Here is a 22,704-nt window from a genome sequence, read left to right as displayed (position 1 = left end):
CGCTTCCGGCGATCCGGCTAATCCACCGCATATCGGTGTCCTGGATGTCCGAGGCGATGGTGAGACGCGAGCTCGGTCACCAAGCCGGGGAGAGGGGACGGCGGTGTCGCGGTGTCCGGCCATGGCGCGGTGTCCGGTCATGGAGTGCCAGACCAGCAGCAACAGCCGGTGGGGGCGGCTGTGAGCCGCCGGGCCGTCCGTGGCGCGGCAGGTAGCGGCGTTGCGGGTCATGGCACGGCGGGTCATGGCACGGCGGGCCGTCGGGCCGGTGCACACCGGTCCTCGCGGGCCGCGGCCGAGGCGGTGTGGGTCGATCCTCCGTCGAGGCGCCGCAGGCCGGCGACAGCACGCGGCCAGGTGGCGGCCCGCCGCCCGACGCCGTCAGCCGCCCTCGGTGGGCGACGCCGACGCGACGCCGGCCAGGTGGCACGCGTCTCCTGGGGTGCGCTGCTGAAGCTCCCGCTGGCGGTGGCAGTGCTCACTCTCGCGGTGACCGCGGTGGCCACGCCCGCGCCCGCCGCCGCACCGATCAGCCTGCACGGGCCGGTCAACGGCCGGATCGACCAGGTCGAGGTGCTGCCCGACAACGGGGCCGCCTTCGGCGGAGCGACCGTGGAGGCCCTGGCCGGTGTGGTCGGTGCGTCCGGGCAGATCCGGCTGCCGGTGCGTGACGGGCTCACGGTGTCCGCCGGTACCGCGACCCGCTCCGGGTCCGACGTCGCCGCCGCCGACGACGACGAGGCGGACGACGGTTCGGCGCCGGATTCGACGGTCCGTAACGAATCGCTGACCACGCCACCCGGTTCGAGTGCCGAGGCCTCCACGATCCCGTCCCGGGCGTTGGCCGCCTACACGAGCGCGGCCGACCGGGTGAACGCCGAGCGGCCGGACTGCTTCCTGCACTGGTCGCTGCTGGCAGGAATAGGCGCAATCGAGTCGGGCCACGGAAAGGGCGCGGCGATCGACCCGGCCACCGGCCGGGTCACACCCACGGTGGTCGGCCCACGGCTCGACGGCTCGGCCGGCATGTTCTACATCCGCGACACCGACGACGGCTGGCTCGACGGTGATCGCGAGCTCGACCGGGCGGTCGGCCCGATGCAGTTCACCCCGGCGATGTGGCGCTGGGCCGGCCGGGACGCCGACGCGGACGGACGTGCTGACCCCAACGACCTCGACGACGCCACGCTCGCCGCGGCGGAGCTGCTCTGTGCCTCCGGTGACCTGCGGATCCCGAAGAACGTGCTCACCGCGGTGCGCTCGTACAACCCGTCGGAGGCGTACACCCGCTCCGTCCTCGGCTGGGCGGCCTGGTACGCCGTCGGCGCGACGGTCGTGAGCGGCCTGGGCGCCGAACCGGCCGACGCGGCCGGTGGCGACACCTCGGATGATCAGGGGGCGCAGGGCCTGCCGATGGACCAGCCGTTCGAGGTCACGGCGCTGACGCCGCTGGCCGGCGCGGAGGGGGAGGGCTGCCTGACGCCGGTGATCGACCAGGGATCGATCAGCGTCGACGGGGTCGGCGGCGATGTGCTGACCGGCTCGGACCATGAGTCGTTGGAGGTACGCGGCCGGGTCGGGGGCACCGACGGCCGGACGGTGACCATCGAGCTCGTGGTGCTCGACAGCACGGGCGCGACGGTGGCCACGGGGACGAGTGCCCGGACCGTGTCGAGCGGCGACGAGGTCGTCTCGCTGGGGCGGGTCGACGGGCTGGCGATCGGCCGCGCGACGGGTCGCGGCCCCTTCGACGTCGTGGTGCGGGTCCTGCCCGGCGGTGCTGACTGCGCGGCCGCCGAGACGCGGATCCGGGCCGCCGACCTCGATCCCGCGGACTTCTCCGGTGCTCCGCCCACGCTGGCCGGGTTGCGGCGCCATCTGGAGACCTACCGCGACACCGGACGCATCACCCGGACGGCGGTGGACGACCTGCTCGCCACCCTGCCGGACGGCGATGGCGGTCTGCAGGCCGCTGTCGAGCTGTCCCGTTTCCTGGACCGGCTCGCGGCCGCGATCCAGGTGGGAGAGATCGCCGCCGATGCGCGGATCGGTCTCGGCGAGGTGATCACGGCCCTGTGCGCCCAGGTGGACCCGGGCTCGGCCGCCACGGGTTCGGCCACCACGAGCTCGGCCGCCGCTCCGGAAGCTGCCGGAACCGGCGGCGACGGGAGCACGCTGCCCTTCCCGGTCGTGTCGTTGGCCCCGTAATCCCCAGCCACGACAGGCGTACGGTTCCGCTGTTTCCAGGTGGCTGCGGGTAACCGGGCGCCGTAGCCTCACCGTCGCAGGGAGGTGGCGATGGTGCTGCGGGCGATCCGGGGCCGAGTGCGGGACAAACGCGCACTGCGTGATGTGCTGGAGCGAGGGGCCGGCGGTTCGCGTGGTCCGAGCGGTTCAGGTGCACCGAGCGGTTCAGGTGCACCGAGCGGCGGCCCGGCTGGCGCCGGGCTGGCCGCCTGCACCACCGGGACGTCACGAGACGGTGTCTTCGTCGGCCTGTTCGACCTCCATGACCCCGGCGATGCGGACCGCACCGAGTTCTGGCAAGGCGGGACCTGGGAGGCCTTCGGAGGGTTGCTGTGCCCCGTGGCCGTGATCGACCACCCCCACGTGCAGCTCGTCGGGGAGGCGAGCCTGGCAGGGGAGGAAGACCGCCCCGAGCTGGGGCGGGCGCGGTTCGTGCGGATCACCTGGGGGCGGACCGCCGACCGGGCGGCGCTGTGGGAGCTGCGGCGGCGGCTTGCCCGCCGGCTGCCTGACGCCCGCCCGGACCTGCTGGGCCTGCTGTCGGCCTGCACGGCGAGCGGATGGCTGGTCGAGGCGGCCTACCACGAGTCCGAGGAGCTGGCGCACGCGGCGGACCGTGGCTGGCAGGAACCGGAGGTCGCGGAGCTGCTCGCCGAGGCGAGCAGCCTGGTCGCGGTCGCCGCCGTCGACGTCCTGCCTGCTCCCTGGCTGGCCGGTCGCCGGCCTGTGACCGGCGACAGCGACAACATCGGGGGCGCCAGTGGGGGCGTCGGGGCGGCCCGGCACCCCCGGGGCGTCGCCTCCCGGAAGGTCAGTCCTCTTCCGGGATCTCCTCCCACCACTGGCACCACCAGTCGCCGCCGACCAGGATCCGCAGCTTCGGGTGCCAGCAGTAGGTGATGTCCTTGTCGGTGTCGAGGTAGTACAGGCAGTTGTCGCAGCGCTCGTCGCCGTTGGGCTTGCCGCGAAGGATCGCGTCCTCCGCGAGGTGGCCAAGCTGGACGCTGAGCTCCTCGTCGATCGGCTTGGGCTCGGGTGCGCCAACGTCGTAGACGGGAGTGGTGTCAGTCTCGGTCATCGTGCTCCTTCCAGATCGAGGCCGGTCCGTGATGGGTCACCGCTGTCCCGACCCGGGGCGCGGACCCGTACGGGGCAATCCTGCCTGATTCTCGGTGCCCTTTCGCCACCCCGGCGAATCGGATGCCTCGACGAGGCTGGCGCGGCCCGAGCGGGCCGGTCATGGTCAGACGTGGTCAGTGGCGGCCGGACGGGGCCGGATGTGGCCGGATGTGGCCTGATCGTGGTCCGGCGGGGTCGGGGCTGCGCAGCGTCGGTGGTTGGGTGCGCCGCACCACGCCCCCGACGCGTAGCTGGGTCGGTACGGTCGCCCAGTGCGCATCGCGAGGTTTACAGACGGATCGGAACCGGCGTTCGGAGTGGTCGAGGGGTCACCGGAGGAAGGAACCGCGGTTGTAGCCGGGATCACACCGCATCCGTTCGCTCCGTTCACCTTCACCGGGGTGCGGCGCCCGCTGGCGGAGGTCCGGCTGCTCGCTCCGGTGCTGCCGAGCAAGATCCTGTGCATCGGCAAGAACTACGCGGACCACGCGCGGGAGATGGGTGGTGAGCCACCGGCGAGCCCGGTGCTGTTCCTGAAGCCGTCGACCAGCGTGGCCGGCCCGGGGGACCCGGTCATGCTGCCGGCCGAAAGCCGGCGGGTGGACTACGAGGGTGAGCTGGCCGTCGTGATCGGCCGCCTCTGCCGGGACGTCCCGGTGGAGCGGGCGATGTCCGTCGTGCTCGGCTTCACCTGCGCCAACGACGTGACCGCCAGGGACGAGCAGGCGACGGACGGCCAGTGGACACGGGCCAAGGGGCATGACACGTTCTGCCCGCTCGGGCCCTGGATCGAGACCGAGCTCGATCCGTCCGACGTGGCCCTGCGGACGACGCTGGACGGCGAGGTCCGGCAGAACTCCCGGACCAGTCACCTGCTGCATGACGTGCCGGCCCTGGTCGCCTTCATGTCGCGCGCGATGACGTTGCTCCCGGGAGATGTCCTGCTTACCGGCACTCCCGCCGGAGTGGGGCCGATGGAAGCAGGGCAAACCGTCGCCGTCACCGTGGATGGCATCGGAACCCTGACGAACCCGGTGACCGCCAGGTAGCTCCTCGGGTGCCGCGGGGTCGGCGGTCCTGGACCGGCCCGACCCCCGGACGCCGGTCTCCGGAACTGGCCGGCCTTTCCGCGGCCCCTACTCGCGGATCTGGGCCGTGCATGGGGTACAGTAGGCAACGCCCGCGAGGGCCCCTTGGGGTATGGGGTAATTGGCAGCCCAACGGATTCTGGCTCCGTTAGTCTAGGTTCGAGTCCTGGTACCCCAGCTGCACCAAAAGCACGAAAATGCTGTATATTGCAGGAACGGTTCTGGCCCCGTCGTCTAGCGGCCTAGGACGCCGCCCTCTCAAGGCGGTAGCGCCGGTTCGAATCCGGTCGGGGCTACATTTGAAGAACATCAGGCGCCAACCTTCGGGTTGGCGCCTTTCTTTTTCTGCCGACGCCAGGCGCCGCTGCCGACGCGGGCCACGGGGGAGTGACGTACGTCTCCTTGTCTCCCTGTCGCGGTCTCCCTGTCGCGTTGTCGTGGAACGCGTCGAGGGCTCCGAGTAGGCCTCGGAGCCCTCGACGAGCGCCCGACGGACGCGGAGGTCTGCTGAGCGTGGCGGGGGCCGTTCCCAGGCCGGCGGAGTGGCAGCGCGGTGGCGCGGTGGCGGCGGGCAGGCTGGCCGCAGTGGCCTTGCCGGCCTGCGCCGGCCGCGGCGCATGCCGCAGGTCGCCCCCGGGTGGTCCGGGTGGTCTGGTTGTCGGTGGCGGGCCCGGTCGGGCGCAGGTCGCCGCGAGGGGCGACCTACCGGAAGGTGGCGGTGGAGGACTAGTTCCTGGGCGTGGCCCTAGTCAACGACACGGAGACGAGGCATGGACGCTGGGTGACGGGCCATCGCGCACGGCCGGCAGTTGCACGTGACCGGCCCACCCCAGCCGTGGACGACCTCCGCGGGCCCTTCGGACCCGTCGACCTGCTCCGAGCCGACGAGGCGCAGCAGGGGCCGGGGCGCCAACACCCCGCGGACACCGCTCTGGGCGCCATTTACCGCAGGTTGCGGCGCTGTCTGGGTGATGAGGGCGGTCGCGGTCGCGGTAGTCAGGGCAACTGGGGGCACGTGTCCTCCTTCACGGGCGGCCGTCGGCGAGGCCACCTCGCGGACCACAGCCTGTCGGGAATGCCAGCATCTGCGCCATGCCCTTTTGAGCCCCTTACCGGGTGGTGCGGATGGCCTAGTCAAAGCTGGGCATAGTCGTCATACGACACCACCCGTGCCAGCCATGGCGCTCCGGGACCGGAACGGGGGAAACTTGCTCGGATGTCCTCCGCCAGCCCCTCCATGCCCGCACGGGCGCGCCGCCGTCACGGCAGTGCCCATGTAGGGCGCGCCGCCCGGCGACCCGAGAAGCCTCGGCCGTCCCGGAACCACGCGGCGGATTCCGGGCTGGCCGCGTCGGGTGTCGACACCACGTCCCGTGGGCCGGTCTCCTGGTTCCCCCGGGGCCGGGGCCTGCCCACGGAGGACTGGGCCGCCCGCCACTCCCTGATGTGCTGGGTGCTCGCCCTCCACCTGCCGGCGATCGTCGTGTACGGCCTGTGGCGTGACCACAGCCTGCCACACGGTGTCCTGGCCGCCAGCCCGCCCGCGCTGCTGTTCGGTGCGGCGCTGGTGCCCGGCATGCGCCGGGTGCGGGCCCTCGCGGCGAGCCTGGGGCTGCTGTGCTGCTCCGTCGTCTTCGTGCATCTCTCCGACGGCCAGACCGCGATGTACTTCCACTTCTTCGTCGTGGTGGCGCTGATCGCCCTCTACGAGGACTGGACCGTCTACCTGCTGGCGATCGCGTTCGTGTTCCTGGCCAGCCTGGAGATCGGCGACATCGTCACCGCCGAGGCCGCGGGGCGGATGGAGGACAACGCCCTGGTGCTGGCCGGCCTGCACGCCGGCTTCATCTGTGCCCTCGCCGGCGCCCAGATGGTCTTCTGGCACTACAACGAGCAGTCCCGCCGGCGGGAGGAGGACTACCGCCAGCAGCTCTACGAGGGCCAGCAGAGCCTCATGGCCCGGCTGGAGGAGACCGACCGCATCCGCAGCGACCTGGTCGCGACGGTCTCCCACGAGTTCCGGACGCCGCTGACGGGAATCCGCGGCACCCTGCTGACCATCAGGCGCCGCCGCGACCGCCTCTCCGACGCCCAGCTCGACGGGATGCTCGACTCCGCCGTCACCTACTCCGACCGCCTGTCCAGGCTGCTGGAGAACATGCTGACGGCGGCGACCGCCACCGGAACCGACGACAACACCGTCGCCGACCTACCCGAGGTGGTCCGGGACGTCATCGCCGGCCTGACCTATGCCGGCAACAGCGTCACCGTGGACCTGCCGCCCCAGCTCTCCGTGCGGATGGCCCGCCAGGCCCTGCACCAGGTCGTCGCCAACCTGGTGGACAACGCGCTCGTGCACTCCTGGCCGGGCGCGCCGGTGCGGCTGATCGCGGGCCGGGTCGGCGACGAGGTGGTGCTCCGGGTGCGTAACCCCGGTCCGGACCTCGATCCGGCGACAATCCGCCAGCTCTTCGAGCCGTTCACCCAGCGGGACGGGACGGCTACCCGCCAGACGGACGGCGCCGGGATGGGGCTCTACGTGGTGCGGCGCCTGGTCGAGGTGCACGGTGGCCGTCTTCGGATGTCCTCGGAGAACGGCGAGATCATCGTCGAGGTCGACCTGTGGGCAGCCTCGCCGGCCGCCGCCACGGGTGCCGCGGAGCCAGCTCCCATGCCGGTTCCGATGCCTCTCCCGCGCAGTCTGCGCACCCGGGCCGACCTACCCGATCCGCCGGCTCTGCCCGCGGGCTCCGGAGCCCTGCTCCGGCCCCGGGGTGGCCCTTCCGGCAGCGGCGCGGGCTCTCAGGTACCGACCCCGACGCCGGCGAACTTCCCCAAGCCGTCCTCCGCCCGGCTGCCCGCCGTACCCCCGGCTGCTCCGGGCCCGCGGGCAGCAGCCGAGCCGGCGCAGGGGTGGCCGTCATCGCTGCCCGCGGACTGGGTTGGCTGACTCCGCTCACCCGCGTTGCGCGGCAGCGCAGTTGTGTGGCAGCGCAGTTGTGTGGCAGGGGTCTGCTGTGCCGGGAGGGGTGGTGACCTGGGTAGTCCTCGGGCCCCTCGACGGCCGGGAGGAACTGCGCCGGGTGTGGGCGGAGATTGACCGCGCGGCCCATCCCAGCGCGGCTGGGCCTCTGAGCCGGATGGGGCGAGTCCGAAGAACTGAGCAGCATCCAGGCTTCGAGCTGCCGCCGGGCAGGATCTGAGGATTGTGGTCGTCGGGACGACGAAGATCCTCAGATCTTCGAGCGGCGGCTTCGAGCGGCGACCACCGCTGGCGTTACTGCCGCGCAGGGGCTGGGGGTTCTGGTTGCAAGCACGACCAGAACCCCCAACCCTTCGGACTCTCGCGTCCCTTTCACGCGCCCCGAGTCGCGTCGAGGTGGCTGTGGGTGTCGAGCGCGGTCGGGTGACCTGTCAGGTCCGGGTGGCGGCTGGTGTTGTCGGGGCCGGGGCTGGTGACGCGGAGCAGTTCGGCTCCAGCCAGACGTTCTCGCCCTTGTGCATCATGGTTCCGGCCGAGGGATTGGTCCGTGCCGCAGTGCTGGTGGTTCCCCACTGACAGCCGCCCCCGCCGTCCAGAACGCCAAGCCCCGCGCTGGTCAGCTTGCTCCGTGCCGCGCTGAGCGAGCTGCCGGCGACGGACGGGACCTCGACGCAGTCGGTGGCCTGCACGGTCAGCGTGATCTTCGTGGAGACCGGGACGACACTGCCGGCGTTGGGGCTCTGACCGAGCACGATCCCGCCGCTCTCGCCCTTCCGGCAGGTCTCGCTGGTCGCGACGTTCGTGAAGCCCTTGCCGCTCAGCGTGCTCGTCGCGGCCGACTTGCTCTGGTTCGTCACGTCGGGGACGGTTCCGTCCTTGGTCGTCGGCGAGGCGCTGGGGCTGGTGCTCGCGCTCGGGGAGGCCGTCCCGGACTGGGTGGCGCTGGCGCCGGGCGAGGTGCTCTGTCCGGGACGGCCGGATGCGGTGCCGCGTGCGGCGCCGGTGGAGCGCCCGTCCGTGCCGGCGGCCGGCGGGGCCATGCCCGGCGGCATCGGGCTGCCCCCGGGAAGAGTCGCGACCACGCCGGAATCGTCGGTGAACATCTGCTGGTTGCTGTCCGTGGTCAGGGTGGTGTCGCCGCCCCCGGCGGCGGCCAGCGCCCAGCCACCGGCTCCGGCGACGAGGGCCACGACCAGGCCGGCACCGGCCGCGATGCGGCTGCGGCGGCGGCGGTCGGCCGCCGAACGGCCGCTCGGTGCGCCCGCGCCCGCTCCTGGCGCGCCCGCGGGTGCGGAATCCTTGCTCTTCGAGATCACCGTGTTGCGGTCGGAGGCCGAACCCGCCGAACGCGCCGGAACCCGGACCGCGGGCTGGGCCCCGGTGGCGGCGTCGGACCAGTCGGTGCTGGTGCCCGGGCCGGCCCCGGCACCAGCGCGGTCTGGCCGCACGGGCGGCATCCCGGCGATCTGCGTGTGCGCCGCGGCATCCCAGTCGGCGCGGGCTGGTGGAATGCCGGCGACCTGGGTGTTCGCGGCGTCGTTCCAGCCGCTGTGGGCGCCGGTCGCGTCCGTCCCGGCGGCGAGCAGGCTGGTCGCGGCGACGGGGGCGATCCCACCGACCTGGGTGAGTGCGGCGTCGAAGGCGGCGTCGCGTCCCGCGGGGGCGCCGTGCCGACGTCCGGCTGCGCCGGATCGGCTGGCGGTGCCGGATCGTCCGGCCGCGCCGGGCCGCTCGGCCCGGTCGATCCGGGTGGTGTGGTTGTTGTTGCCGGAGTCCTGGTCGAAGTCGTGGTCGTGATCCCGGTCGTCGTCCTCGAGGGCGTCGAGCAGGTCCTCCGCCGCGTCCGCCGCGGTGGCCGGGCGTTGCTTCGGCGACTTCGCGAGCATTGAGGCCAGGACGTCCCAGACCGCCGTCGGCACACCCTGGATGGGTAGCGGCTGCTCCTCGCGGTGCGCCCGCATCAGGTCGGCGGGATGCGCGTGGTCGAAGGGGGGACTGCCGGCGATGAGCTCGTAGAGCACGACTCCGGCGGCGTAGATGTCCACCGAAGGTGTCGGTGGGACGTCGTCCGCCAGCTCGGGTGCCATGTAGAGCGGGGTCCCGATCGGGCCGGTCAGCGATGCCCGGCCCGGGGTGTGGATCATGCGGGCCACGCCGAAGTCGGTGAGCCGCACATAGGGACGACGCGGATCCGAGGTGTCGATGAGCACGTTCTCGGGCTTGACGTCGCGGTGGATGATGCCCGCGTCGTGCACGCTGTCGAGCGCCCACAGCAGGCCGATGACGAGGCGGGCGGCCTCGGTCACCGGGCGTGGGCCGCTCTGGTCGAGGTGCGCGCGCAGGTCGATGCCCTCGACGAGGTCCATCACGATCGCCAGCGTGCCGGGCTCCTTGATCAGGTCCCGCACCCGTACCAGCTCGGGGCTGTCAAGCCGCACCAGGAGGTCGCATTCGCGGAGGAACCGGTCGACGACCTCGGGATCATGCGCGAGTTCCGGCCGGAGAACCTTGATAGCCACCGGCTCCCCGTCGGGGACGTGGGCCCCGCGCCAGACCTGGCCGGCAGTGCCCTGCCCGATCAGCTCGTGCAGGACGTACCGCGAACCCAGTTTGCGCACTGCGCCTTTCCCCCTTTGACTGCCGTGGGGAGCCTGACCGGCGTGAGCCTGCGCCCCGTCGTGACGGGGACCCGGCAACCGCAGCGCGTCGACGTGCCTGCCGTCGCTGGGATTGCGCATGGCCACTGGCGCCGCGTCCGACCGGAGCGATCGGCCTGGAAGCACATCGGGCCGGGCACTCGCAGCCCCGGCCGGAAACCGCGGAGCCACGGTCAGGCCGAACCGTGCGACATCCATGTCCGTGGGTGGACAACCGCTCGGAAACATCGATCCTGACTGTTGACCACCAAAGGCTACGACGTCGCATCTCACCCGGTTGCGTCGGGGTCCCGCTGACGCTTACCGCTGTGGCTGGATTGCGCCCCGCCATGCCCGCAGGTGGTGTTCACGGCGAGAATCCAGTGATTTTCCTGTGTGTTCGCGGACCGGCATTCTCCGGCTATCCATCGTGACTTCGGGTACTTTCCCGGGGGGTCGCGTTCTGATCGTCGGGATGCGGCGGGCGCGGCGCGACCGGCGCAGCCGGCGGGCCCGGCGCTGACAGCTGCCGGGCCGCGGCGACGACGACCGGGCCGTGGCGCCGTCCCGGCGACCGGGTGAGCCGTTCGACCGGGCCGGACAGCGACACCGCGGCGACCAGGCCCGATCCGTCGAAGACCGGGGCTGACACCGAGGCCAGGCCGGGCTCGCGCTCGCCGATGCTCTCCGCCCAGCCGCGCCGGCGCACCCGGGCCAGGATGTCCGGGGCGAACGTGGCGCGGGCCAGCAGATCGGGCTCGGTGGCGTCGGCGAAGGCGAGGAGGACCTGCGCGCCCGATCCGGCGGTCATCGGCAGGGCCGCGCCGACCGGCACGGTGTCGCGAAGGCCGGCGGAGCGTTCCGCCGCGGCGACGCACACCCGGACCGGGCCGCGCCGAACGTAGAGCTGGGTGCTCTCGCCGGTCTCGTCGCGCAGGGCGGTCAGGATCTTGCCGGCCGCGTCCAGCATCTCCCAGGGCAGTGCGGCGGGGCCGCCGGCGGCGAGCCGAGGGCCGGGAACAAAGCGCCCGGCCGCGTCGCGCGCCAGCAGCCGGTGGACCTCCAGAGCGCTGGCGAGCCGGTGGGCGGTGGCTCGGCTCAGCCCGGTCTGGGCGACGAGGTCGCGCAGGTCGGCCGGGCCATGCTCCACAGCGGTCAGAACCAGGGCAGCCTTGTCCAGGACGCCGACGCCGCTACTATGTTCCATAGTCTGATACTGCCATCCCAAGGGCTGAGATGCCCTGAGAGCTGAGATGTCCTAAGAGCTGAGACGTCTCGGGAGCTGAGATGTCTCAGGGGCTGAGACGTCTCAGGGGCGGGATGGGCAGGCGAGGCGAGTGGGAGACCACGAAGCGGAAAACCAGACGAGCGGGAGGCCAGGCGACCTCCTCCCGCGGCGCAGTCATGACACCGGGATTCGAGCAGCGTGGGCCCGGCTCACGCCAGAGAGGGAGTGGGGCCAATGGGGCGCACACTCGCGGAGAAGGTCTGGGACGCACACGTCGTCCGCCGCGCCGACGGAGAGCCGGACCTGCTCTACATCGACCTGCACCTCGTCCACGAGGTCACGTCGCCGCAGGCGTTCGAAGCACTGAGGCTGGCTGGCCGGCCGGTCCGGCGGCCCGATCTGACGATCGCCACCGAGGACCACAACGTCCCGACGACCGACACCCTGCTCCCGATCGCGGATCCGGTGTCGCGGGCCCAGGTGGAGGCGCTGCGCAAGAACTGCGCCGACTTCGGTGTCCGTCTGTTCCCGATGAACGACCCGGGGCAGGGAATCGTTCACGTGGTCGGCCCGCAGCTGGGCCTGTCCGAGCCCGGGATGACGATCGTCTGTGGTGACAGCCACACCTCGACCCACGGCGCCTTCGGCGCGCTGGCGTTCGGCATCGGCACGAGCCAGGTCGAGCACGTGCTGGCGACCCAGACCCTGCCGCAGCGCCGGCCGAAGACGATGGCCGTCACCGTGCGGGGCGAGCTGCCGGCCGGCGTCACCGCCAAGGACCTGATCCTCGCGGTGATCGCCAGGATCGGCACGGGCGGCGGGGCCGGCTATGTCATCGAGTACCGCGGCGAGGCCGTGCGCGCGCTGTCGATGGAAGGCCGGATGACGGTCTGCAACATGTCCATCGAGGCCGGCGCGCGGGCCGGCATGATCGCCCCGGACGAGACGACCTTCGAGTACCTGAAGGGCCGTCCGAACGCGCCGCAGGGGGCCGACTGGGATGCCGCCGTCGCCTACTGGCGGACGCTGGCGACCGACGACGACGCGACCTTCGACCACGAGGTGGTCATCGACGCGCCGAGCCTGAGCCCCTACGTCACCTGGGGAACGAACCCCGGCCAGGCGGCGCCGCTGAACACCGCCGTTCCGGACCCGGCCGACTACGGCGACGCGGCGGCGAAGGCCTCGGTGGAGCGGGCCCTGGCGTACATGGGTCTCACACCCGGCGCGCCGCTGAGCGACGTCGCCGTCGACACCGTCTTCATCGGCTCCTGCACCAACGGCCGGCTCTCCGACCTGCGTGCCGCCGCCGAGGTGCTGCGCGGGCGGCAGGTGGCCGACGGGCTGCGGGTCCTGATCGTCCCCGGTTCGATGGAGGTCAAGGCACAGGCCGAGGCCGAGGGCCTGGACGAGGTGTTCCGCGCGGCGGGCGCCGACTGGCGCAGCGCGGGCTGCTCGATGTGCCTGGGCATGAACCCGGACACTCTGTCGCCGGGGGAGCGCAGCGCGTCGACGTCGAACCGCAACTTCGAAGGCCGCCAGGGCCCCGGGGGCCGCACCCATCTGGTGTCGCCGGAGGTCGCCGCCGCCACCGCGGTGACCGGCCGCCTGACCGCGCCCGCCGACCTGTAGCCGTCCGCTCCGACCTGTAGCCGCCTGCACACAGCGACTTTCGAACGAAGCCGTTCGAACGATTTCGAAGGGGACGTGCCTGTCATGGAGGCGTTCACCATCCACACCGGTCGGGCGGTGCCGCTGCGGCGCAGCGACGTCGACACCGACCAGATCATCCCGAGCGAGTGGCTCAAGCGCATCGAGCGCACGGGCTTCGGCGCCGGCCTGTTCTCCGAGTGGCGGGAGGACCCGTCGTTCGTCCTGAACAACCCGGCGTACGCCGGGGCGTCGATCCTGCTCGCCGGGCCCGACTTCGGCACCGGCTCGTCGCGGGAGCACGCGGTCTGGGCCCTGCAGGACTACGGGTTCCGCGCCGTGCTCTCGCCTCGCTTCGCCGACATCTTCCGGGGCAACGCGCTGGGCAACGGCCTGCTCCCGGTGGTGGTACCGGTCGACGTCGTCGAGACGCTGACGGCCGCCGTGGAGGCCGATCCGACGACGGAGATCACCGTCGACCTGGTGGCCCGCGAGGTCCGCGGCGCCGGCCGGACGGTCGGCTTCGAGCTCGACGACTTCACCCGGTGGCGGCTCATGGAGGGCCTGGACGACGTCGGGTTGACGCTGCGTCACGAGGAGCGGATCACCGCCTTCGAGGCGGGCCGGCCGGCCTGGCTGCCGACCACGGCCTGAGCCCGAAGCCCTGCGCCGGGCCGGTCCGGGTCGTCACGGCCACCGGGCCGGCCGGGTCCGGGGCTTGCGCGGACGCTCTGACCCGGCCCGGCACAGGGCTTTTCGGGCCATTGGGCGGCCTGTCGGGGCCGCTGCGGGGATGTTGCTTTGATCACATCCACAGCCATCGGGCCACCGCGTCGGAGGGCGGTCGCGCCACCTCGGGGGCATCCCCGCTCGCGTGCTCGTTGTGGTGCTGAGTGTGATCTCACATCCGCTTGGGGTAGTGCGCCGGTGCGTTGCGGTAAGCACACCCGTCTCGTTGCGTCTGGGGGCTATCAATTCGTGACGTTCGGCATGAATCGCCGCTGGCAAAAAGTGACTCAAGGTGACGAAACTGCAGGATGCGGCGGCCTCGTCGAACAGTGCACAAGCGGTAGTCACCCGGCGCGAACCCGCTGACGTGCGGGTTTGTGTGACGCGACACGCTCATGGGAATTGCCCTCGACAGTGGAGATGCCTACGGTGCAGCGCAGTGTGATGCCCGATCTGCTCCCCACCCCGTCAAGCGCGGGGGCGTCCGGAGGTTGTTGTGAACAAGTCCCAGTTGGTTGACCGCATCGCTCAGCAGATCGAGGGCGGGCGGTCGAACGCCACCAAGGCGGTCGACGCCGTGTTCGACGCGATCCAGGAGGCCGTGGCCGGCGGCGAGAAGGTCACGATCACCGGCTTCGGTGTGTTCGAGCGGGTGGAGCGTGCCGCCCGCACCGGCCGCAACCCCGCGACCGGTGAGCCCGTGCACGTCGCCGCGTCCGTGGTGCCGAAGTTTCGGCCCGGCTCCGAGTTCAAGGCCAGCGTTTCCGCCAGCAGCGACTGAAGCGCACGGCGGCCGTGCCGCCGCCCACGGCCGCCTTCCGGCGCGGCCGTGACCGGCGGCACGGCCGCCGCCGGCCCGGCGATCCGTCCGGCCCGGCGACGTGTCCGGCTCGGTGGGGTGCGGTGCCGGGGCGGCGGTGATGTGCCAGCCTCAGCGGCGCCCGCGCTCGAACGCACGAGCCATCAGGTCGTGCTGGTAGTCCGACAGCGCCACGTCGTCGGCACTGGTGGTGTGCCGCTCCCAGCGGCCGTCCGGGGCGAGGACCCAGGCGGAGACCTGGTCGGAGAAGGCATGGTCGAGCATCCCGCGCACGGTGGCCTGGCGTTCGGCGTGTGGAACCCGCACCAGCGCCTCGATCCGGCGGTCGAGGTTGCGGTGCATCATGTCGGCGCTGCCGATCCAGTACTCGCCCGCCGACACGAACTCCAGCACCCTGCTGTGCTCCAGGAACCGCCCGAGGATCGAACGGACGTGCACCGTCTCGGAGAGCCCGGAAACTCCCGGTCGCAGGGCACAGATGCCGCGGACGAGGCACTGGATCGGCACCCCGGCGATCGACGCCCGGTAGAGCGCGTCGATGAGCTGCTCGTCGACCAGGCTGTTGACCTTGATGCGGATGCCGCACTCCCGGCCCTCGCGGGCGGCGGCGATCTCGGCCTCCACGCGCTCGATGATTCCGTCCCGCATGTGCTGCGGGGCGACCAGCAGTGAGCGGTACTCGGTCTGCCGGCTGTAGCCCGTCAGCACGTTGAACAGGTCGGTGAGGTCGGCTCCGACGTCCGGGTTCGCGGTGAGCAGGCCGATGTCCTCGTAGAGCCGCGCGGTCTTCGGGTTGTAGTTCCCGGTGCCGACGTGGCAGTAGCGGCGCAGGCCTCCGCGCTCCTGCCGCACGACGAGGCAGATCTTGCAGTGCGTCTTGAGCCCGATCAGGCCGTACACGACATGGCAGCCGGCTCGTTCCAGCTCCCGGGCCCAGCGGATGTTGGCGCTCTCGTCGAACCGGGCCTTGATCTCCACCAGGACGACGACCTGCTTGCCCGCCTCCGCCGCGGCGACGAGCGCGTCGACGATCGGGGAGTCGCCGGAGGTCCGGTACAGGGTCTGCTTGATGGCGAGCACGTTCGGGTCCGCGGCGGCCTGCTCCAGGAAGCGCTGCACCGACGTGGTGAACGAGTCGTACGGGTGATGAACCAGGACGTCGACCTCGCGCAGCACGCTGAAGAAGTCCGTCGGCTCGCCCTCGTCGTTGAGCAGCCGGGGGTGGGTCACGGGTACCCGCGGCGCGTCCTTCAGCTCGGGGCGGTCGAGGTCGTACAGAGCCCACAGGACGGACATGTCCAGCGGGCCGCGGACCCGGTGCACCTCGCGCTCGGTGATCTCCAGCTCGCGCATCAGCAGGTTCAGCAGGTCGTCGTCGATGTCGGCGTCCACCTCGAGCCGCACCGCGGGGCCGAACCGGCGGCGCGCGAGCTCGCGCTCCAGCGCCTGCAGCAGATCCTCCGCCTCGTCCTCCTCGACCTCGAGGTCAGCGTTGCGGGTGACCCTGAACAGGTGTGAGTCGACGACCTCCATGCCGGGAAAAAGCTGCCCGAGATGGGCCGCGATGACCTCTTCCAGCGGCACGAAGCACGCGGTGGAGTCATCCCGCGCACCGGCCAGGCCCTCGGTGCTCTCGTCGACATCCACCCTGATCAGTCGGGGGACGTTCGGTGGAACCTTGACCCGGGCGAACCGTTCGGATTCGCCGCCCGGTTCACGCACGGCGACGGCGAGATTGAGAGAAAGCCCACTGATGTAGGGAAACGGGTGGGCGGGATCGACAGCGAGCGGAGTGAGAACCGGAAAGATCTGCTGGGCGAAGTAGTCCCGCAGCCGTTCCCGCTGTGGTGCTTCGAGCTGCTGCCACAGTTTGATCGTTATTCCGGCGTGGGCGAGTGACGGCGCCACCTCGTCGGTGAAGCACCGGGAATGGCGGGCGGTGAGCTCGGCGGTCGTGCGGCTGATGAGATCGAGCTGCTCGCGTGCGGTCAGGCCGTCCGCCGAGCGGACCGCGAGGCGGGTGGCGTGGCGGCGCATCAGGCCGGCCACCCGCACCATGTAGAACTCGTCGAGGTTGCTGGCGAAGATCGCGAGGAACTTCGCCCGCTCCAGCAGGGGTGTCGAGACATCCTCAGCAAGCGCCAGGACGCGCGCGTTGAAGTCCAGCCAGGACTTCTCGCGGTTGATGAACCGACCCGAGGGAAGATCCGACGGGGCTGGCGCACGAGGCGCCTCCAGGGGTTCCAGCAGCGCGCTCCGAGCCTTTCGCTGCGGCTGTTCCGACCGGGTCGCGACCAGCTCGCTCATGCTTGCCCATGCTGCCAGTTCCGCGTGAACTCGGCAGCCGCGAAGGATGACGATGTGAGGTCATCGTGTGGACTGGTTGTGTCGTGCAGGAAGTGATGATGGTCCGTGTTGACTTTGTTCGGTAAAGGCTGGGTGGCGGCGTCTCCGCCGTTAACGGGCGGGAAACAGAAACGAGCGACGATCGACGGCGTGGCGCCAACTACCGGGCCGATCAGGGACGGGTGCGCCCCGCATGATCCCCATCACGGCATGTCGGAACCCGCGGGCGAGGTCGACCTGGTGGGCGCCGAGCGGGTCACCTATCGGGTGAGCCAGCGCTTCCGTTACACCTACGACGGAGCCGCGACGGATCTCGACCACCGGCTTGTCGCCGTGCCGCCCGTCCGCCACGGCGGTCAGCTGCGGCGTTACATGGACCTGCGGGTCTCCGCGCCCCACGCGCGCACGACCTGGCAGCGCGGGCCGGACGGGCTGCAGGTGGCCAACATCAGGATCGACGTCGTCCCGCCGACGCTGGACTTCGACATCACCGTGGTCGTGGAGCGGGTCGCCGACCTCGGCTGGCCGGAGCTTCCGGCGTCCGCGCTCAGCAGCCGCCGCCTGCTCGCCCCGACCCCGCTCACGACGCCGACCGCCGCGATGGTCGACGCGGCCCGCTCGTTGGCGAGCTCCGACCCGGTCGCCACGGCCCGTCGTGTCTGCGGCTGGGTCTATCAGCGCATCGAGTACGTCTCGGGCAGTACCGATGTGGGGACGACCGCCGCCCAGGCACTCGCCGGCGGGTCCGGGGTGTGTCAGGACCAGGCCCACATCATGATCGCCATGTGTCGGGCGGTCGGGATCCCCGCGCGCTACGTGTCCGGGCACCTGGTGGGTGAAGGGGCTTCGCACGCCTGGGTCGAGGTGGTCGTGCCGAGCGGGGCGCTGTCGTCCGGCGGTGCGCTGCCGTTGAGCGGTGCGCTCGCGTCGAGTGGTGCGCTGCCGTCGGGCAGGGCGGTGCCGCGGGGTGGGGTGCTGTCGCCGGGCGGGGCGGGTGCGGTGGCGGTGCCGTTCGACCCCTGTCACGACCGGACCGCGGATCTGCGCTATGTGACCGTCGGGGTCGGGCGTGACTACCAGGATGTGGCGCCGACCTCCGGCCGTTACGTCGGCGTGGGCCGTGGGGCGCTGGTCGCGACCCAGCGGGTCGACGTGGTCAGCGTGGTCCCTCCCGCCGCGGCCCCCGCCGCCTGCGCGGCCCCCGTTGTTGCCGCCACGGTCACCGAGTGATCTTCGGGCGCTTCTTCTGGTTGTCCGAATCCGGCTGTTCGTGACGCCGCGATCTGGCGGGAATGGTCGTCGACGCGCCGCGCGCACCACAGGTGGACACTCTTTGTGTTTGCCCGATCACAAGATACGGTGACGCGAGGCGCTCTCCGACGAGCTGGTCACTCGGCGTCGAATGGTTGATCGGGCAGGGGATGCCCGGTTCGCGGGAGCGCCCGACGAGCGCGCCGCGGTCGCTCACCGCGGTCAGTGACCCTCGTGGGCGCCGAACCGTCAGGTCACGGCCGAGCCGCGACGCGCCGTCATCCAGGAACAGCCGCCATGCCCCTGCTCGCAGCCGGCGCGGCCCGTAGAGGGCCAGCGTGCGGGGAATCCGGCCCACGGCCGGCGGGTGACCGGACCACCGGCCGCAGGGGAGGAGGGTGGGCGTGCCGCTGTTGCTCGACGGCACCGCGATCGCGTCAGCACTTGCCGCCGCGACCGGCTGCGTCTGGAAGGGCCGCCGCCTTGGACGGGCACACGGCAGATGGCTGATCTGGGCCGCGGTGGCCCTCGTCGCCTGGACCGCGGGCCAGTCGGTCTGGCTGCTGCAGGCCGGGCCGGCTCACGGGAGCCGGCCATACCGGCTGTCGCCAGCAGATGTCGGCTACCTGGCCATGCCGGTGCTCGCCCTGGCAGCCCTCTCCGCCGCGCCCACGGCCAGACCGCGCCGGCCGGTGAGCCAGCCGGACCTGCCGCCGCTTCCCCCCGGAGTGCCCACGGGTGGTGCCGGTGGTGCGGGTGGTGCGGACGGATTCAGGGGTGCGGGCGGGTTCGGTGGCACGGGCGGATTCAGGGGCACGGGCGGGTTCGGTGGTGCGGGCGGGTTCGGGAGCGGGTTCGGTGGTGCGGGCGGGTTCGGGAGCGGGATCGTGGGCGGCGGGTCCGCTGGTCTGGTCGACCGTTTTCTGCTCGCCTGCTCGGTGCTCCTCGTCGGCTGGGGGCTTGGCGTACGCCCGGCGCTCACCGCCGCGGACGATGGTTGGGGACGGTTCGTGGGGATCGTCCGCCCGGCCGAGGTCGTGGTGCTGGTGCTGGTGTCGCTGCACACCGCGGCGTTTCGTCGGCTCACCGATCGCGTCCGCGTCCTCGCGGTGGCGGCCGGGCTGGTTCTGCTGGCCGCCGCGACATCGCTGGCACACAGTGCCAGCGGCCGGGACGGTGCCACCGGCCCGGACGCGCCGGAGCTCCTCATCGGGATCATGTCGATCGCCGGCTGTGCCGTGGTGCTCGCGGCCGCGTGGCACACAGCCGGCGCCACGCCGCGCGGGCAGGCCGGAGTCGTGCTCGCCGACGGTGGCGACGGACCGGAGGGCCGGACACTCCTCGTCGTGCCGACGCTGCTGGCCGGGGCCGCGACCGCGGTCGTGCTCACCGGGGTGGCCAGCGGCCATCGGCCCGACGGCGTCGAGATCGGGCTGGCAGCGGCCCTGGCGACCGGGATGGTCGCGGATCGGCTGGAGGCTGCCCGAGCGGGGCGTCGGCTCGTGCTGCGGGTCCGTGCCGCCGAACGGGAGCTGCACCATCGTGCGTTCCACGACCCGCTGACCGAGCTTCCCAACCGAGTCCTGTTCCAGCACCGGCTGCGGGGGCTGTTGTCCGACCGCCGGCGGGCCGCCGGCCGGGGGGCGGGCGCCGGGTCGGGATCCGCGTCCGGGGCCGCGTCCGGGCCCGGTGCCGATATCGCCATCCTGTACTGCGACCTGGACGACTTCAGCGTTCTCAACGACAGCCTCGGGCCCGCGGCCGGTGACCATCTGCTGCGCACGGTCGCGCAGCGGCTGCTGCACTGCGTCCGCGCGACCGATCTCGTCGCCCGCATCGGGTCGGACGAGTTCGCGGTGCTCATGGCTGGTGGTGGCGAGTCGCCCGAGGTCGTGGGTGCCCGGGTGCTGGCGGCGCTGCGCCGCCCGGTGTCGTTCGGTGGCCGGCAGCGGTCGATCCGGGCCAGTGCCGGACTCGCCGTCGCCCGCCGCACGCACGAGACGGGGGAGGCACTGCTGCGGCATGCGGAGACCGCCGTGCAGGTGGCGAAATGCTCGGGCCGGGACCGGCTGGTGACCTACCGCCCCGGGATGGCCTCACCCGAGGCCGGCGCACACCTCGCGGACGCGCTGGCGACCGCCCTGCGCCGCGGCGGGAGCTCCGCCGGCTTCGACGTCCACTACCAGCCGATCGTCCGGCTCCGCGACGGGCGGGCGGTGGCCCTGGAAGCACTGGCACGGTGGACGGATCCGGGCCGCGGGCCGGTTTCCCCGGGCACGTTCGTCGCCGCGGCGGAGAGCGGTGGCATGGTCGGGCTCCTGGACGACCTGGTGCTCACCCGGGCCTGCACCGAGGTCGCCCTCGCCTACCCGACCGGTTCCCAACTGCGCCTGCATGTGAACGTCTCGGCCAGCCGGATCGGTGACACCCGGCTGCGTGACACGGTCGCCCGGGTCCTCGCCGCGAGCCGTCTCGACCCGCGGCGCCTGGTGGTCGAGGTCACCGAGACCAGCCGGATCACCGACCTCGCCGCGGCGGCGGACGTCCTGACGGAGGTCAAGGAGCTCGGGGTGACGATCGCGCTGGACGACGTCGGCGCGGGCAACACGAACCTGGCTGTGCTGCACCGGCTGCCGGTGGACGTCGTCAAGCTGGACCGCACGCTCATCGACCCGCCGATGGACGGCAGCCGGTACTCCAACCTGCGTCGATCGATGATCGACGTGGCGCATTCACTGGGCGCGGTCGTGATCGCCGAGGGCATCGAGCGGGAGGCCCAGCTCGTGGAGCTGGACCGGCTCGGCTGCGAGCTCGGTCAGGGCTTCCTCTTCGCCCGGCCGGGGCCGCTGTCAGGGCTGGCCACGATCGAGGAGCCCACGGCCACGATCCCGAGCGGGGAGCCCGCGGCCACCGTCCCGGCGGATCAGCGGTGGCGTCGACCATCCTGATGGCGGATGGTTCGCGTGGTTCGCCTGCGCCGGCCGCCGTCGCGCGGGCGGGGCGGGACCAGGCCGAACACCGTGGCGGCGGAGCCGGAGCCGGCCCGGTTGACGGTGCCCCCGGCCAGCACCCAGGCACCGGCCGGGGGAAGCGCCGCGAGATTGGTCAGGTTCTCCAGGGATATGCGGTGTTCGTGGAAAAGCTCCCTGGAGACCGCGAACGTCTCGTCCGAGCCCGGATCCGGGCCGAAGGTGTCCGAGCCCAGAGCGCCCCGTCGCCCGAGCCGCCCGGTGCCGATCAGCCAGCGGACGGCGTCCAGGCCGAAGCCCGGTTGGCGCAGGCGGCCGTGCCGGTCCAGGTTCGGGTAGGCGGGGGTGCCCCAGCGGTCGGCCCAGCCCGTCCAGGCGATGACGGCGGCCCCGGCGGGAATCCGGCCGTGCTCGCGCTCGAAGGCGGCCAGGTCGCCCAGCGTCACCTGGTAGTCGGGGTCCGCGGCCGCGGCGGCCCGGACGTCGACCCGCACGGCGGGCAGGAAGAGGTCCGCGGGGCCGAGGTCGTCGGCGAGGGCGCCACCGGGCTCGAAGTGGCCGGGTGCCCCCCAGTGCGTTCCGGTGTGCTCACCGCAACTCACCCGTTGCAGGTAGTAGCCGTCCTCGTCGATCGTCGCCGCGGTGGTCAGCGTGAACTCCGGGTCCCCCGGGAAGATCGGCGTCGTCGCCGGATCATGGATGTGGGCGAGGCTCACCACCGTGAGCTCGTCGAGCCCGCCGAGGGAGACCGCCGCGGCGCGCGGGGTGCTCACGCCGCGCTGCGTGGCGACGGGTCGGCCTTCAGCACCCGCCTCGTCGCCGGGCCCAGCCCGAGTGCGCGGGCGTCCGCGAGATCGGAGACCGTGTCGACATCGCGGCGCAGCCCGGGAACCTGGTCGCGCAGGAGCCCGGTGAGGTCGGTGGCTCCCGCGTCGCGGTGCGCCCGGAAGCTGCCGGACCCGAACCGCGGGCGCAGCTCGGTGCCGGGTGCCGCGCTGAGCAGCACGGTGCCGGTGCCGACGGCGTCCGCGAGCACGGCGTGGCCGGTCGACGGCGCGACCGTCAGCGCACGGCGCAGCTCCTGTGGCCGCAGCGCGGGCAGGTCCGCGGAGAGGGCAGCCGTCCCCCATCCCGGATGCAGCCGCCGGGCGAGTGCCGCGGCATGCGCGAACGCCGGGTTAAGCCCGCTGCGCGGCTCGTCCGCGGCTACCAGCAGACGTCCCACCCGCCCGACGGATCCGTCGGGTCTGCCGGGGCGGTGGAGGTCGACGTCCACCGCCACTGCCGCGGACGTCGATGTGGACGTGGCGGTCGGGTACGCCTTCGCGAGGTCGGCCAGGGCTTCGCGGGCCGAAGGGTCGTCGGTGACGACGATGACCGAGCCCACCACCTCGGCGTCGACGTCGAGGATGGCCGCGGTGGTGTCCAGCGCCATCGCCAGGGCCAGCGCGCCGCGATCGGGATGGTCGAGCCGGGACTTGGCCGCCTGCAGCGGTTTCAGCGGTACCAGCACGACCCATGGCGGCATCGTCTCGGCGGACTGCACAGCGCAGACGATAGGCCATCGGGACCGGCGAAGGCGCCGTGGCGGGCTGGGGCAGCCCCGGGGGCCGGCCGGCGCGGCTGACGCCGCATGGC

General features: G+C 72.4%; 15 protein-coding genes and 2 tRNA genes. 11 read left to right on the top strand and 6 right to left on the bottom strand.

The window, feature by feature from the left end:
* The first annotated feature begins 423 nt into the window (after nucleotides 1–423).
* Together ACG83_RS05785 and ACG83_RS05780 are read left to right on the top strand one after the other, a co-directional pair.
* Nucleotides 424–2,208: a lytic transglycosylase domain-containing protein gene (locus ACG83_RS05785; protein ID WP_235497680.1), complete on the top strand. Its 1,785-nt coding sequence runs from the start codon at nucleotides 424–426 to the stop codon at nucleotides 2,206–2,208.
* Nucleotides 2,209–2,298: 90 nt separating this feature from the next.
* Entirely contained in the window at nucleotides 2,299–3,147 is an 849-nt protein-coding gene (locus ACG83_RS05780) for a hypothetical protein (RefSeq protein ID WP_054565028.1), read from the top strand.
* Here the strand turns inward: ACG83_RS05780 and ACG83_RS42020 are convergent.
* The gene (locus ACG83_RS42020) at nucleotides 3,059–3,325 is read right to left on the bottom strand and encodes a hypothetical protein (RefSeq protein ID WP_006541021.1); all 267 of its coding nucleotides are present in this window, start codon (nucleotides 3,323–3,325) and stop codon (nucleotides 3,059–3,061) included. The genes ACG83_RS05780 and ACG83_RS42020 overlap by 89 nt on opposite strands.
* Before the next feature lie 313 nt (nucleotides 3,326–3,638).
* On the opposite strand from ACG83_RS42020, the gene ACG83_RS05775 reads away from it, so the two are divergent.
* The 4 genes from ACG83_RS05775 (at nucleotide 3,639) to ACG83_RS05760 (ending at nucleotide 7,404) form a co-directional block, all read left to right on the top strand.
* Nucleotides 3,639–4,415 carry a fumarylacetoacetate hydrolase family protein gene (locus tag ACG83_RS05775; protein ID WP_006541022.1) on the top strand — a complete coding sequence of 259 codons (777 nt, stop codon included), beginning with the start codon at nucleotides 3,639–3,641 and terminating at the stop codon, nucleotides 4,413–4,415.
* Nucleotides 4,416–4,560: 145 nt separating this feature from the next.
* Nucleotides 4,561–4,632 (top strand) — tRNA-Gln (locus tag ACG83_RS05770).
* Between the two features lie 45 nt (nucleotides 4,633–4,677).
* Nucleotides 4,678–4,750: transfer RNA gene (locus ACG83_RS05765), tRNA-Glu, on the top strand.
* Between the two features lie 920 nt (nucleotides 4,751–5,670).
* Entirely contained in the window at nucleotides 5,671–7,404 is a 1,734-nt protein-coding gene (locus tag ACG83_RS05760; protein WP_054565027.1) for a sensor histidine kinase KdpD, read from the top strand.
* Between the two features lie 464 nt (nucleotides 7,405–7,868).
* On the opposite strand, the gene ACG83_RS05755 is transcribed toward ACG83_RS05760, so the two are convergent.
* Nucleotides 7,869–10,055 (bottom strand): serine/threonine-protein kinase, encoded by a 2,187-nt coding sequence (locus ACG83_RS05755; protein ID WP_054565026.1) that lies wholly within the window; start codon nucleotides 10,053–10,055, stop codon nucleotides 7,869–7,871.
* Nucleotides 10,056–10,494: 439 nt separating this feature from the next.
* On the bottom strand, nucleotides 10,495–11,280 hold the full coding sequence (locus tag ACG83_RS05750; protein WP_054565025.1) for an IclR family transcriptional regulator: 786 nt from the start codon (nucleotides 11,278–11,280) through the stop codon (nucleotides 10,495–10,497).
* 255 nt (nucleotides 11,281–11,535) lie between these two features.
* Between ACG83_RS05750 and leuC the strand changes: the two genes are divergently transcribed.
* The 3 genes from leuC to ACG83_RS05735 all read left to right on the top strand — a co-directional run bounded on the left by leuC (nucleotide 11,536) and on the right by ACG83_RS05735 (nucleotide 14,461).
* Nucleotides 11,536–12,933 carry a 3-isopropylmalate dehydratase large subunit gene (gene leuC / locus ACG83_RS05745; protein WP_054565024.1) on the top strand — a complete coding sequence of 466 codons (1,398 nt, stop codon included), beginning with the start codon at nucleotides 11,536–11,538 and terminating at the stop codon, nucleotides 12,931–12,933.
* A gap of 84 nt (nucleotides 12,934–13,017) precedes the next feature.
* Nucleotides 13,018–13,605, top strand: a complete 588-nt coding sequence (leuD, locus tag ACG83_RS05740; protein ID WP_054565023.1) for a 3-isopropylmalate dehydratase small subunit — start codon at nucleotides 13,018–13,020, stop codon at nucleotides 13,603–13,605.
* 571 nt (nucleotides 13,606–14,176) lie between these two features.
* Complete coding sequence (locus ACG83_RS05735) at nucleotides 14,177–14,461, top strand: HU family DNA-binding protein (RefSeq protein WP_006541029.1); 285 nt, start codon at nucleotides 14,177–14,179, stop codon at nucleotides 14,459–14,461.
* A gap of 150 nt (nucleotides 14,462–14,611) precedes the next feature.
* On the opposite strand, the gene ACG83_RS05730 is transcribed toward ACG83_RS05735, so the two are convergent.
* Nucleotides 14,612–16,807: an RNA degradosome polyphosphate kinase gene (locus tag ACG83_RS05730; protein WP_054565022.1), complete on the bottom strand. Its 2,196-nt coding sequence runs from the start codon at nucleotides 16,805–16,807 to the stop codon at nucleotides 14,612–14,614.
* Nucleotides 16,808–17,056: 249 nt separating this feature from the next.
* Here ACG83_RS05730 and ACG83_RS05725 point away from each other — a divergent pair, with 249 nt between their 5' ends.
* Nucleotides 17,057–18,076: a transglutaminase family protein gene (locus tag ACG83_RS05725; RefSeq protein WP_054565021.1), complete on the top strand. Its 1,020-nt coding sequence runs from the start codon at nucleotides 17,057–17,059 to the stop codon at nucleotides 18,074–18,076.
* 425 nt (nucleotides 18,077–18,501) lie between these two features.
* Nucleotides 18,502–21,045, top strand: a complete 2,544-nt coding sequence (locus tag ACG83_RS05715) for a bifunctional diguanylate cyclase/phosphodiesterase (RefSeq protein WP_054565019.1) — start codon at nucleotides 18,502–18,504, stop codon at nucleotides 21,043–21,045.
* Here ACG83_RS05715 and ACG83_RS05710 read toward each other — a convergent pair.
* Both ACG83_RS05710 and cofC read right to left on the bottom strand, forming a co-directional pair.
* Entirely contained in the window at nucleotides 21,021–21,839 is an 819-nt protein-coding gene (locus ACG83_RS05710) for a cyclase family protein (RefSeq protein ID WP_054565018.1), read from the bottom strand. The genes ACG83_RS05715 and ACG83_RS05710 overlap by 25 nt on opposite strands.
* Complete coding sequence (gene cofC, locus ACG83_RS05705; protein ID WP_054565451.1) at nucleotides 21,836–22,612, bottom strand: 2-phospho-L-lactate guanylyltransferase; 777 nt, start codon at nucleotides 22,610–22,612, stop codon at nucleotides 21,836–21,838. The genes ACG83_RS05710 and cofC overlap by 4 nt, the downstream gene beginning before the upstream one ends.
* Nucleotides 22,613–22,704 lie beyond the last annotated feature (92 nt).

Source organism: Frankia sp. R43, assembly GCF_001306465.1.
In the GTDB taxonomy this organism is placed as follows: Bacteria; Actinomycetota; Actinomycetes; order Frankiales; family Frankiaceae; genus Parafrankia; species Parafrankia irregularis.
Note: the sequence above shows the minus strand (reverse complement) of the source record. Positions and strands in the feature narration are given on the sequence as shown.